Source organism: Streptomyces stelliscabiei (assembly GCF_014873495.1).
Classification (GTDB): Bacteria; Actinomycetota; Actinomycetes; order Streptomycetales; family Streptomycetaceae; genus Streptomyces; species Streptomyces bottropensis.
This window is the reverse complement of sequence record NZ_JADBGF010000001.1, coordinates 7,473,616-7,486,075: the sequence shown is the minus strand read 5'-3', so window position 1 is coordinate 7,486,075 and position 12,460 is coordinate 7,473,616. Positions and strand designations below refer to the sequence as shown.

Sequence of the window (12,460 nt, the reverse complement as noted above, 5' to 3'; positions counted from 1 at the left end):
CGGCCCCCACCGCCCTGACTCCCTAGCGTGCCCCTGTAACCGATCGGCCCTGCCTTCGTTCCCCCGGACGGGGGGCTCCCCCGGCAACCCTGATCCGAACCGAGGTGTACGCCCATGGTGGCCCCGCCGGACAACGACGTGCTCTGGGCACGTGGTCTGACCTACGCGCACGACGGCTCGCCCGCCCTGCACGGCGTGTCGCTGGCCGTCCGGGAGGGCGAGATCCTCGCCGTCACCGGCCCGCGCGGCAGCGGAAAGACCACGCTCCTGCGGTGCCTGTCCGGCCAGCTGCGGGCGCAGCGGGGGGAGGTGTGGTTCAACAGCGTTCCCGTGCACACCATGGGCCCGCTCGCCCGGGAACGCCTGCGCCTCGACCGCTTCGGCTGGATCGACCCCGAACCGGTCCTCGTCCCCGAGCTGAACGCCTGGGAGAACACCGCCCTGCCGCTGATGCTGCGCGGCACCGGCCGCCGGGCCGCCAAGGCCGCCGCCCTGGAGTGGCTGGAGCGCCTCGACATCCGCGACACGGCCCGCAAGCGGCCCCACGCCCTCCTGCAGTCCGAGCGCCAGCGGGTGGTCGTGGCCCGGGCCCTGGTCGCCGCCCCCACGGTGCTCTTCGCGGACGAGCCGACCGCCGCGCTGCACCGCGCCGAACACGCCCACGTCCTGCGCACCCTCACCACCGCCGCCCGCTCGCACGACATCACGGTCGTCCTCGCCACCCACGACCCCGCGACCGCGGCCCTCGCGGACCGCACGCTGACCCTGCTGGACGGCCGCCAGGTGAAGACCCTCCAGCTGCCTCCGGCCCCGACGGCCGCGGGCGGCCACCCACCGCGCGCCGCGCAGAAACCCCGGCCCACCGCCTCCGCGGAAGGGGGGCCCGCCGCCGGGCGAGGAGGCCGCTCGCCCGCCGGGCCGGGCGGGCGGTCCACCGTCGACGGCGGCGGCGAGGCCGTGGCCCGGCAGGGAGACGAGCCCTCGGGCGAAGGGCAGGCCCCGGGCGCCGGGGCCTCCGAGGACCGGGCCGCCGCCGACGGGGAAGGCCGGGCCGCGTGCTCGCTCTCCGCCTAGCCCGCCGGGCCCACCCCGTCGTCCAGCTCCGCCGGCTCCTGGTCGCCGCGGCCGCCGGCGGTACGGGATTCCTGCTGCTGTGCGCCCTCGGGCACGCCATGACCCACCCGCACGCCCCGGCCGGCTCGGTGCTGCGGCTGGCCTGGTGCGTCGCACCCGCCGCCGCGACCGTGTACTTCGCGGTGACGGTGGCCCGCACCGACCCCGGCACCCGGCCCCGCCCCGGCCTGTCCGCGGTCGGCCTGGGCCCCGGCCGGCTGATGGCCGTCTCGGCGGTCACCACGGCCCTGTCCACCGTCCTCGGCTCGCTCCTGGCCCTGCTGTTCTTCCTGCATCTGCGCGGCGACCTCACCGGCATGCCCTTCGACGGCGCCGCCGCCGACGTCCTCGCCGCCGGTCACCCCCTGCCCCTCCCGGCCGCCCTCACCCTCCTCGCCCTCGTACCGGCCGCCGCCTGTGTCGCGACCGCCCTCGTCCTGCGCCCCGAGAGCACCGGGCCCCGGCCCGCCGGCCTCCGGACGCGCTTCATGGCGTACGACACCTTCGCCGTCGGCCGACGCGCCGCGTCCCCGGCGGGCGCCACCCGGTACGAGGAGGAGCCCGACGACACGGCCGACGCCCCCGCGGCCGCCCCCGAGCCGCCGGGACCGACGGCTCCGCGCTCCGCCCCCGGCGGCCTCCCCTGGGGCATCACCGTGCTCGCCGTCGGCCTCGCCGTCGAGACGTACGCGGGTCAGTCCCACGACGGCTCCGGCCTCACCCTCCCCGGCGGCTTCGCGGACAGCCCCGCCGGTGTCCTCGGCGGCTGGCTGCTCACCGCCCTGGGGCTGGTCCTCATCGGACCGGGGCTCGCCCACCTCACCGGGCGCCTGCTCCAGTCCGCCCGCCCCGGCGCACTGCGCCTGCTGTCCGGGCGCGTGCTCCAGGAAGAGGCCCGGCGCATCGGGCGCCCGCTCGGGGTGGTCTGCGCGGTGGCCTCCGGGGCGTACGCCATGGCCACGTTGTCCTCCGGCGTGCGCCCCACGGTCGGCCCGCTCACCACGCTGGGCGCGCTCGTGGTGGCCGGCTGCGCCGTGCTCACCCTCGCGACGGCCGCCGTGGAGGCCCGGAGGGCGCGCGCGGACACCACGGCCGCGCTGGTGCGGCTGGGGGCGTCCAGCGCTCTGCCCCGGCAGGCTGCCCTGCTCCGCGCGGGAGCCCTGCTCGCCGTGTTCGGCCCTCTGACCTGGACGGTCGCCCAGCTGGCCGCGCTCCCGCTGGCCGCCTGAAAACCCGTACGAAAAAAGTTCGCGCGCACCGATGAGTTCCTCGGGGCCCCCCGGTCTACCCCTTCGAACGGACCGGAACCGAACGGACCGAGACGGACGGAAGAGACCTCGCCATGTACCAGCAGATGATCTTCATCAACCTGCCCGTGAACGACCTCGACGCCTCGAAGAAGTTCTTCACGGAGCTGGGGTACACGCTCAACCCCCAGTTCAGCGACGAGAACGCGGCCTCCGTCGTGATCAGCGACACCATCGTGGCGATGCTGCTCACCAAGCCGTTCTACTCGTCCTTCACCAACAAGGAGATCGCGGACGCCACCAGGACCAGCGAGGTGATGCTCTGTCTGAGCGCCGAGAGCCGCGCGAAGGTGGACGAGCTGGTCGAGAAGGCGGTCGCGGCCGGTGGCACCGCGTCGGAGAAGGTCCAGGAGATGGACTTCATGTACGGCCGCGCCTTCGACGACCTCGACGGCCACACCTGGGAGGTCGTCTGGATGGACCCGGCCGCGATCGAGGGCTGAGGCAGCCGCGCGGCAAGGGGCGTCGGGAAGGGCGTGAGCGACCACTCCGCCCACCCGCGGCCGCTCACACGCGGCCGCCCCCACCTCGTAGGGGCCTCCGCCCCTGCCCGCCGGAGCGCCCTAGCATGGGCGGGTGCAGACGATGCCCGCCCACGCGGCCCACCACGACGACCACGAGATCGAGACGATCGAGGAGTTCGACGCGATCGTCTCGGCACGTGGCACCCTCCGCGGATTCCGGGTCCAGGCCGTCGACCTGACGGACCGTACGCGCGAACTGCTCACCACCGCCACGGCCGGAGCCGTCTTCCTCGGCTGCCCGATGCGCGAGGAGGCCGCGGCGAAGATCCGCACCGACGGCGCCCTGGTCTTCCCGCCCGTCCCCGACCTGCCCTTCGACCCCTACCGCGGTCTGCTCTACTCCCCCGACGAACTCTTCGCGTCCCTGTCGGACGGCGGCTACGAGGCGACACCCGACGCCCTCGCGTACGCCTGGTTCCAGCGGACCAAGGCCGACCGGGACGTCTACGCCTCCCTGCTGCGCGCCGTCCACGACGACTCCGTCTCGGACGCCCTCGACGAACTCCTCTCCGGCGCCCGGGTGGTGGGCGTGATGGGCGGCCACGCGATGGCCCGCGGCACCGAGGCGTACGAGGGCGCCGCCCGCCTCGGCCGCACCCTGGCCCGCTCGGGTCTCACCGTCGCCACCGGCGGCGGTCCGGGCGCCATGGAGGCGGCGAACCTGGGCGCCTACGCGGCCCCGTACGACGACGGGATGCTCGCCGAGTCGCTGCGACTCCTGGCGAAGGCGCCGAAGTTCACGCCCTCGATCACCGAGTGGGCGAGCGCCGCCTTCGAGGTGCGCACCCACTGGCCGAGGGGCGGCACCTCCGTCGGCATCCCCACCTGGTTCTACGGCCACGAGCCGCCGAACCCGTTCGCCTCGCACCTCGCCAAGTACTTCGCCAACGCCACCCGTGAGGACGGCCTCCTCGCCCGCTCGAACAGCGGCATAGTCTTCCTTCCGGGCGCCGCCGGAACCCTCCAGGAGATCTTCGACAACGCGACCCCCAACTACTACGAGTCGCGCGGCGAACCGACCCCCATGGTCCTCGTCGACCGCGCCCACTGGACCGAGAGGCTGCCCGCCTGGCCGCTGCTCCGGTCGCTGGCCCAGGGGCGCACGATGGAGACCCGGATCGCGCTGGTGGACCGGATCGAGGAGGCTCCGGAGGCTCTGGCGCGTCTCGGGAGGTGAGATGCGCGGGGGCCTTTGACCCCGCGTCAACCCCGCGGAGGGCCGGTAAGCGGGCACGGCGGGCCGCTCAAACAGTTCTTCGGATTGACAGTCCTTACGGCGCGCTTATAAACCTGTGAGGCACATGGGGAAGCCGCCCCTCCGGCGGCCCTCCGTCACCCCCACTCCCCTGTGCTTCCCGTGAAGGGCAAAAGTGTCCATATCTCTCCGTACCGCGCGGACTTCGCGCTATGTCGGTGTTGCCGTCGCGTCCGCCGCACTCGTGTTCGGCGCTGCCGGCAACGCCATGGCCTGCAGCATCAAGGACTTCTCCGCCGTCGCCGCGTGCGACGGTGACAAGGGCGTCATCCGCGTGACCGACGTGGACCCCCTGGGCGTCGAGGCCGAGGTCACCGTCTATCTGGAGAACAACGGGGCCGACCTGCGTCAGGTCGGCAGCAGGACGATCACCGACTCCACCGCCGACGGTGTCACCATCACCTTCGAGGAGGACTGGGAGCCGAAGGCCGAGTACCGCGTCCACATCACGGCGGAGAACTACGTCGACGACGACATCAAGCCGAACCTGATCGCCCCCTCCAAGGCCTGCGGGACCAAGGCGGACACCCCGCCGGCCGCCTCCAAGGGCCCGGAGAAGCCTTCGGACGGCAAGGGTCAGGGCAACGGCAAGGGCAAGGGCAACGGCAAGGGCGAGGACGAGCCCTCCGAGACCAGGACGTCCCCCACGCCGTCCGCGTCCGAGGGCACCACCCCCGTCGGCTCGAACGACAACAACGCCCCCTCCCCCGAGGGCGATTCCAGTCTCACCGAGACCGGCGGCGACTCCAACCTCGCCGAGACCGGCAGCGACGCGAACACCGGCCCGATCGCCGGTGCCGCGGCAGCCCTGGTCGCCCTCGGCGCCGGTGCCGTGTACTACAGCATGCGGCGGCGTGGGGCCTCCACACGCTGATCAGACGCTTGTCAGAGCCGTGGCCCGTGCCCCTCTCGGAGGGGCACGGGCCACACGCTCGTTCTCCCACGCATCGCCACGGCGCGCCTGCCTACGCGGTCGGGCCGGCCCCCAGCACGACGATCTCGGTCACGTCGAAGCTCACGCCCACCCGCTCCCCGAGCGCCGGCGCGTCCCGCAGCCCGCACGCCGCCTCCAGGCGCGGCGCGCCCTCGGGCTGGAGGTGCACGGCGACATGGGTGCCCCGGAAGGTGCGCGCGGTGACGGTGCAGCGCAGCCCGTCCGCCGCGTCGACCAGGCGCACCCCGGCGGGCCGCACGAGCAGCGTGCACGCCCCCTGCGGCGAGCCCTCCGGCACCGGCACCTTGCCCCACGCCGTGTCCGCGGCCGCCCCGGTCACGGTCGCCTCGACCACGTTGTCGAAGCCGAGGAATCGGGCCACGAACTCGTCGGCCGGCCGCTGCCACACGTCGAGAGGCGTGCCGGACTGGGCGATCCGTCCGTCCCGCATCACCACGACCCGGTCGGCCAGCGCGAACGCCTCACCCTGGTCATGCGTGACCGCCAGCACGGTCGTGCCCAACTCCGCGAACAGCTGCCGCAGTTCGACGACCAACCGCTCCCGCAGCGAGCGGTCCAGCTGGCCGAGGGGCTCGTCGAGCATCAGCAACCGGGGGTGGGGGGCGAGGGCCCGGGCCAGCGCGACCCGCTGCTGCTCACCGCCGGACAGCTCCCCGACCGGCCGCCGGGCCGCTCCGGGCAGCCCGACCAGCTCCAGCAACTCCCGCACCCGTAGGGCACGTTCGCTCTTCGCCGCGCCATGCATCCGGGGACCGAAGGCGACGTTCCCGGCGACGTCGCGCTGCGGGAAGAGCTGATGGTCCTGGAACATCAGGCCGACACCCCGCTTGTGCGCGGGCACACCCGCCTGGTCGTTCCCGGCCAGCAGCACCCGCCCGCCGTCGAGCGGTTGCAGCCCGGCGACCACCCGCAGCAGCGTCGACTTGCCGCTGCCGCTGGGCCCCAGCACACACACGATCTCGTGCTCGGCGACCTCCAGATCGACCGCGTCGAGCACGGCCCGCCCGTCGAACCGTACGGTCGCGCCCTCAAGCCCGAGCAACATCAGAACTCCCCCGTGCGATCGGTACGCAGGCGCTCCAGCACCAGCAGGGCCACCGCGCACACCACCATCAGAATCGTCGAAAGGGCCATCGCCTGGCCGTAGTTGAGATCACCGGGACGGCCGAGCAGCCGTGCCACGGCCACCGGGAGCGTGGGGTTGTCGGCGCGCGCGATGAACACGGTCGCCCCGAACTCCCCGAGCGAGACGGCGAAGGCGAAGCCGGCCGCGATCAGCAGGGCCCGCCGCACCAGCGGCAGGTCGACCTCGCGCCACACCCGCCACGGCGACGCCCCCAGCACGGCCGCCGCCTCCCGCAGCCGTTCGTCCACCGCCCGCAGCACGGGCAGCATGGTCCGGACGACGAAGGGGACGCCCACCAGGGCCTGGGCGAGCGGCACCAGGATCCAGGACGACCGCAGGTCCAGCGGCGGCTCGTCCAGCGCGATCAGGAACCCGAAGCCGACGGTCACCGCGGACACCCCGAGCGGCAGCATGAGCAGCGCGTCGAAGCCCCGGACGAGGCGGCCGGCCGTGGGGGTCCCCCCGTGCGGACGACGCCGGGAGTCGGGGAGGGTGAGCGCGGCGGCGGCGAGCCCGCCGACCAGCAGGGCGATGCCGGTCGCGACGAGCGCGTACAGGAGCGAGTTGCCCACCGCCTCGATCGGCGCCACCAGGAAGATCCCGCCGTCGTCGCTGGTCAGCGCCGTGTAGTAGCCGAATCCGGGCGCGTCGAGCGACCTCTGCACCAGCACGCTCAACGGCAGCAGGATCAGCACGACGACGGTGACGAGCACCCCGCCCAGCAGCGCCCACTGCCCGGCTCCGCGCGGCCGCCGGGCCGTGAGCGTGGCGTCCACCAGCCGCAGCGCGGTCTCCCGCCGCCGTACGGTCCACGCGTGCACGGCGAGGATCAGCCCGACGGCGACGAACTGCACGAGCGTCAGCACGGCGGCCGCCGACAGGTCGAAGATCTCCGAGGTCTGCCGGTAGATCTCCACCTCCAGCGTCGAGAAGGTCGGGCCGCCGAGGATCTGCACCACCCCGAACGAGGTGAAGGTGAAGAGGAAGACCATCAGGGCGGCGGCGGCCACGGCGGGCGCGAGCGCCGGGAGCGTCACCCTCCGCCAGGCCGCGAACGGGGACGCCCCGAGCATCCGCGCGGCCTCCTCCTGTCGGGGGTCGAGCTGCGCCCACAGCCCGCCCACGGTCCGTACGACCACCGCGTAGTTGAAGAACACATGCGCGAGCAGGATGGCCCAGACCGTGGTGTCCAGCCGTACGCCCCACACCTCGTCGAGCAGCCCGCCCCGCCCCACCAGGGCCAGGAAAGCCGTACCGACGACCACGGTCGGCAGCACGAACGGCACGGTCACGACCGCCCGCAGCAGGTCCTTGCCCCTGAAATCGAAGCGCGCGAAGACATACGCGCCGGGGAGTGCGATCAGCAGCGTGAGCGCGGTCGAGACGAACGCCTGCCAGGTGGTGAACCACAGCACGTGCCGGATCCCGGAGTCCCCCAGTACCTCCCCGATCCGCCCGAGGTCCCAGGTCCCGCCGTCCTTGAGCCCGCGCACCACGATCGCGGCGACGGGGTGGGCGAAGAACACCCCGAAGAACGCGACCGGCAGCGCCATGAGCCCGAGCCGCGCCGCGCTCCCCGACCGACGGGGTCCGCGCGGCGCGGTCCCGGCCGACGTCTTCGCTACTTCAGTACGAGCGAGGTCCACGACTTGACCCACTGGTCACGGTTCTCGGCGATCTTCTTCGGCGCCATGGTCTCGGGGTCCTTCGCCGCGGGTCCGTACTCGGTGAACTCGGCGGGCACGGAGGCGCCTTCGACCACCGGGTACACGAACATGTTGAGCGGCATGTCCTCCTGGAACCTCTTCGAGATCAGGAAGTCGATCAGCGCCTTGCCGCCCTCGGCGTTCTTCGCGTTGCTCAGCAGCCCCGCGAACTCGATCTGCCGGAAGCAGGTGCCCTCGGCGACCCCGGTCGGCGCGGTCTTCGGCCGCGGGTTCGCGTAGACGACCTCGGCGGGCGGCGAGGACGCGTACGACACCACGAGCGGCCGGTCACCTCCGGCCTTCCTGCCGTCCGTCGACCCGGAGAACTCCTGGTAGTACGCCTGCTCCCAGCCGTCGACGACCTTCACGCCGTTGGCCTTGAGCTTCTTCCAGTAGCCCTCCCAGCCGTCGTCCCCGTACCGGGCGGCTGTACCGAGGACGAAGCCGAGCCCGGGCGAGGAGGTGGAGGCGTTCTCGGTGACGAGGAGGTCCTTGTACTCGGGCTTGACCAGATCGTCGAACGACGTGGGCGGTTCGATCTTCTTCTCGCTGAAGTACGCCTTGTCGTAGTTGACGCAGATGTCACCGGAGTCGATGGGCGTGACCCGGTGCTCGGCCTTGTCCAGCTGGTACGCGGCGCCGACCTTGTCGAGTCCCTTCGCCTCGTACGGCTGGAAGAGGCCGTTGTCGAGCGCGCGGGAGAGCAGCGTGTTGTCGACGCCGAAGAAGACGTCGCCCTGCGGGTTGTCCTTGGTGAGGATCGCCTGGTTGACGGCCTGCCCCGCGTCCCCGCTCTTGAGGACCTTGACCTTGTACCCGGACTCCTTCTCGAACGCCTTCAGCACGCCCTTGGAGTAGGCGAAGGAGCCGTGGCTGACGAGCGTGACGGTCCTGGAGCCGCCCGACCCGGTGTCGTCGGACGAGGAGCCGCACGCGGACAGCGTGACGAGCCCGAGTCCGACGGCCGCGGCGACGAACGTTCTGATGTGCACTGGATTCCTCCTGGAGTGACCAGGAAGAGACGCGGCCCTGCCCGGGTGCCTCCGGAACTGGCGAAGGCACCCGGGCAGGGCGCAACAGCTTGAGTGATGACCGAACTTCCTACCCAGAATGACCTGGGCGAGGTTCAGAGGGTCTGCGGCCCGCTTGCCGCACTCTCAGCGCTGTGGCGCTCCCCTGTCGGAATATGAAGATGTGTGTACGGGGGTCAGAGTACCCCGTGGCCGGATTCCGACTCCTGCCGGTGGCCACGAGCTGCTCCTGCTCGCTCCTGGCCCCGGTCGGGGTCTCCGCCCCGGTCGGGGTCTGCGTCCCGGTCGGGGTCTCCCCGGCCTCTCACCTCTCGGTGGCCGCCAGCTGCCCGCACGCCCCGTCGATCTCCTGCCCCCGGGTGTCCCGGACGGTCACCGGCACGCCGTGGGCGGCGATGGCCTCGACGAACGCCTTCTCGTCCTCGGGCCGGGAGGCGGTCCACTTGGACCCCGGAGTGGGGTTCAGCGGAATCAGGTTCACGTGCACCGGCTTGCCCTTGAGCAGCCGGCCCAGCCGGTCACCGCGCCACGCCTGGTCGTTGATGTCCCGGATCAGCGCGTACTCGATGGACAGCCGGCGCCCGGACCTGGCCGCGTACTCCCACCCGGCGTCGAGGACCTCACGTACCTTCCACCGCGTGTTCACGGGGACGAGGGTGTCGCGCAGTTCGTCGTCCGGCGCATGCAGGGAGATGGCGAGCCGGCACTTGAACCCCTCGTCGGCGAACCGGTGGATGGCGGGCACCAGCCCGACCGTCGACACCGTGATGCCGCGCTGTGACAGCCCCAGCCCGTCCGGCTCCGGGTCGGTGAGCCGGCGAATGGCGCCGACGACCCGGTTGTAGTTGGCGAGCGGCTCGCCCATCCCCATGAAGACGATGTTGGAGAGCCGCGCGGGTCCACCCGGGATCTCTCCGTCCCGCAGCGCCCGCATCCCGTCGACGATCTGATGGACGATCTCGGCGGTGGACAGGTTCCGGTCCAGCCCCGCCTGCCCGGTGGCGCAGAACGGACAGTTCATCCCGCACCCGGCCTGAGAACTGATGCACATCGTCACCCGGTCCGGGTACCGCATCAGCACCGACTCGACGAGCGTCCCGTCGAACAGCCGCCACAGCGTCTTGCGCGTGGTCTCCTGGTCGGTCGACAGATGCCGCACGACCGTCATCAGCTCCGGAAGCAACGCCTCCCGCAGCTTCTCCCGCGCCCCGGCGGGGATGTCGGTCCACTGCTCCGGGTCGTGCGCGTACCGCGCGAAGTAGTGCTGCGAGAGCTGCTTGGCGCGAAACGGCTTCTCCCCGATCGCGGCAACAGCCTCCTTACGCTCCACAGGCGAAAGATCAGCAAGATGCCGCGGCGGCTTCTTGGCTCCGCGGGGGGCGACGAATGTGAGTTCTCCGGGCTTCGGCATAACCCACCCAGTGTCGCAGATCCACTGCAGTGGCCCGCCCCGCCGGTGCGGCCCGCGGGATCCCGCTCGCCCGCGGCTGCCTGCGCCGCCCGTCCCGCCCGGCCCGACCGCGCCCCGAACGGCAACAGCGGTGGGCCCCCGCCCTGGCGAACCAGAGCAGGGGCCCACTCGCGTCTCGTGCGTACGGTCGGCCCGTCAGCCGGAGCCCACGAACAGCACCAGCAGCAGCCACACCACGGGTGCCGTCGGCAGGAGGGAGTCCAGGCGGTCCATGATGCCGCCGTGGCCCGGCAGCAGCGTGCCCATGTCCTTGATGCCGAGGTCCCGCTTGATCATGGACTCGCCGAGGTCGCCCAGCGTGGCGCTCGCCGCGACGGCGAGGCCGAGGAGCAGGCCCTGCCACCAGGCTCCGCCGTCGATGACGAACTCCATGAGCAGCGCGCCCGCGACCATGGCGAAGGCGATCGCGCCGAGCAGTCCCTCTCGGGTCTTGCCGGGGCTGATGCGCGGCGCGAGCTTGTGCGTGCCGAAGCGCCAGCCGACGGCGTACGCGCCCGTGTCGCTGACCACGGTCAGCAGCAGGAACACCATGACCCGCTGCGGCCCGTCGTCGGCGGTGAGCATGAGCGCGACGAACGTGGCGAGGAACGGCACGTAGAAGGCCGCGAATACCCCCGCCGTGACGTCCTTGAGGTAGTTCTCGGGTGGCTCGGTCATCCGCCAGACGAGGACGGCGAGCGCGGTGAGGGCCATGGCCACCCAGGCGCCCTCGGGCCCGCGCACGTACCCGGCGACGACCATGGCCGCCCCGCCGACCGCGAGCGGTACGAGGGGTGCCTTGATGCCCTTGCGTTCCTGCAGGCGTGAGGTGAGCTCCCACAGACCCACCACCACGGCGACCGCTATGACGCCGACGAAGGCCGCCTTGACGATGAACAGCGACGCGACGATGACCACGCCGAGACCGACGCCGACTCCTATGGCGGCGCCCAGGTCACGGCCCGCGCTCTTCTTCGGCGGGGCGGGCTGCGGGGCGTGGGGCATGGGCTCCGGCTTCTGCGGCGCCTCCCCATAGGGGTGCGCCGACGGCGTCTCGTCACGGAACGGGGGGCCGGCCTGCCGAGCCGCCCCCCGGTCGTCGTCCTGGTTCCCGCCATGCGCGGGTACGTCGGGCACGATGGGCATGGGCTGAGTCTGCATCGGATGCAGGCTCTCAGCCGCATCGTACGGGGGACCCGCCGGGGCATGCCCCTGGACAGGTCCCCGGTCGGTCGGCGCCCAGTACCCGGCTGGTGGCGGCGCGCCCCAGGAAGAGTCGTTCATCAGACCTCGAGGAGCTCCGCTTCCTTGTGCTTGAGCAGCTCGTCCACCTGGGCGACGTACTTCGCCGTGGTGTCGTCGAGCTCCTTCTCCGCACGACGGCCCTCGTCCTCGCCGACCTCGCCGTCCTTGACGAGCTTGTCGATCGCGTCCTTGGCCTTGCGGCGGACCGAGCGGATGGACACCTTGGAGTCCTCCGCCTTGCTCTTGGCGACCTTGATGTAGTCGCGGCGGCGCTCCTCGGTCAGCTCGGGGAACACCACGCGGATGATGTTGCCGTCGTTGCTCGGGTTGACACCGAGGTCGGAGTCGCGGATCGCCTGTTCGATGTTGCGCAGGGCGGTCTTGTCGAACGGGGTCACCACGGCCATGCGCGGCTCCGGCACGGAGAACGAGGCCAGCTGGTTGATCGGCGTCAGCGCACCGTAGTAGTCGGCCACGATCTTGTTGAACATCGCCGGGTGCGCACGACCGGTGCGGATCGCGGCGAAGTCGTCCTTGGCGACGACGACGGCCTTCTCCATCTTCTCCTCGGCCTCGAGGAGGGTCTCTTCGATCACCACTTGCTCCTGCGTGTCTTGAGTAGGCCCGGCAGCTGTCCTTGGTCTGGTCGGCGGCCGGCTGCGTCGCGTCTTGTTCCTGCACGGTTCCCGACCGGCAGGACATTGTCCATCCCCCGGTCAGGCCCCGTCCCCCGGGCAGGGGAAGGACC

General features: G+C 72.1%; 10 protein-coding genes and 1 pseudogene. 5 read left to right on the top strand and 6 right to left on the bottom strand.

Translation table 11 applies throughout. From position 1 onward, the window contains the following. Window positions 1-114 precede the first annotated feature (114 nt). From H4687_RS33305 to H4687_RS33285, 5 genes and pseudogenes are all read left to right on the top strand, one after another. Window positions 115-825 (top strand): annotated as a pseudogene (locus H4687_RS33305) (ABC transporter ATP-binding protein); the annotation flags it as partial. A gap of 230 nt (window positions 826-1,055) precedes the next feature. Then, window positions 1,056-2,342 carry a hypothetical protein gene (locus tag H4687_RS33300; RefSeq protein ID WP_046917395.1) on the top strand — a complete coding sequence of 429 codons (1,287 nt, stop codon included), beginning with the start codon at window positions 1,056-1,058 and terminating at the stop codon, window positions 2,340-2,342. A 113-nt stretch (window positions 2,343-2,455) separates the two neighbouring features. Beyond that, complete coding sequence (locus H4687_RS33295; protein WP_046917396.1) at window positions 2,456-2,863, top strand: VOC family protein; 408 nt, start codon at window positions 2,456-2,458, stop codon at window positions 2,861-2,863. A 133-nt stretch (window positions 2,864-2,996) separates the two neighbouring features. Beyond that, window positions 2,997-4,121, top strand: a complete 1,125-nt coding sequence (locus tag H4687_RS33290) for an LOG family protein (protein WP_046917397.1) — start codon at window positions 2,997-2,999, stop codon at window positions 4,119-4,121. 193 nt (window positions 4,122-4,314) lie between these two features. Continuing rightward, entirely contained in the window at window positions 4,315-5,073 is a 759-nt protein-coding gene (locus H4687_RS33285; RefSeq protein ID WP_046917398.1) for an LAETG motif-containing sortase-dependent surface protein, read from the top strand. A gap of 91 nt (window positions 5,074-5,164) precedes the next feature. On the opposite strand, the gene H4687_RS33280 is transcribed toward H4687_RS33285, so the two are convergent. From H4687_RS33280 to frr, 6 genes are all read right to left on the bottom strand, one after another. Then, complete coding sequence (locus H4687_RS33280) at window positions 5,165-6,199, bottom strand: ABC transporter ATP-binding protein (RefSeq protein ID WP_046917399.1); 1,035 nt, start codon at window positions 6,197-6,199, stop codon at window positions 5,165-5,167. Further along, the gene (locus tag H4687_RS33275) at window positions 6,199-7,926 is read right to left on the bottom strand and encodes an ABC transporter permease (RefSeq protein WP_179860001.1); all 1,728 of its coding nucleotides are present in this window, start codon (window positions 7,924-7,926) and stop codon (window positions 6,199-6,201) included. The genes H4687_RS33280 and H4687_RS33275 overlap by 1 nt, the downstream gene beginning before the upstream one ends. Then, window positions 7,902-8,978 carry a thiamine ABC transporter substrate-binding protein gene (locus tag H4687_RS33270; RefSeq protein ID WP_046917401.1) on the bottom strand — a complete coding sequence of 359 codons (1,077 nt, stop codon included), beginning with the start codon at window positions 8,976-8,978 and terminating at the stop codon, window positions 7,902-7,904. The genes H4687_RS33275 and H4687_RS33270 overlap by 25 nt, the downstream gene beginning before the upstream one ends. 343 nt (window positions 8,979-9,321) lie before the next feature. Then, on the bottom strand, window positions 9,322-10,428 hold the full coding sequence (gene rlmN / locus H4687_RS33265; protein WP_046917402.1) for a 23S rRNA (adenine(2503)-C(2))-methyltransferase RlmN: 1,107 nt from the start codon (window positions 10,426-10,428) through the stop codon (window positions 9,322-9,324). Between the two features lie 195 nt (window positions 10,429-10,623). Next, window positions 10,624-11,751: a phosphatidate cytidylyltransferase gene (locus H4687_RS33260; protein WP_097249290.1), complete on the bottom strand. Its 1,128-nt coding sequence runs from the start codon at window positions 11,749-11,751 to the stop codon at window positions 10,624-10,626. Further along, complete coding sequence (frr, locus tag H4687_RS33255) at window positions 11,751-12,308, bottom strand: ribosome recycling factor (RefSeq protein WP_045561444.1); 558 nt, start codon at window positions 12,306-12,308, stop codon at window positions 11,751-11,753. Before frr ends, H4687_RS33260 begins: the two co-directional genes overlap by 1 nt. Between the last annotated feature and the right edge of the window lie 152 nt (window positions 12,309-12,460).

Bases quoted from the DNA above. Each gene is read 5' to 3' on its own strand.
- H4687_RS33295 (WP_046917396.1), top strand. From the start codon at position 2,456: ATGTACCAGCAGATGATCTTCATCAACCTGCCCGTGAACGACCTCGAC.
- H4687_RS33280 (WP_046917399.1), bottom strand. From the start codon at position 6,199: ATGTTGCTCGGGCTTGAGGGCGCGACCGTACGGTTCGACGGGCGGGCC.
- rlmN (WP_046917402.1), bottom strand. From the start codon at position 10,428: ATGCCGAAGCCCGGAGAACTCACATTCGTCGCCCCCCGCGGAGCCAAG.
- H4687_RS33260 (WP_097249290.1), bottom strand. From the start codon at position 11,751: ATGAACGACTCTTCCTGGGGCGCGCCGCCACCAGCCGGGTACTGGGCG.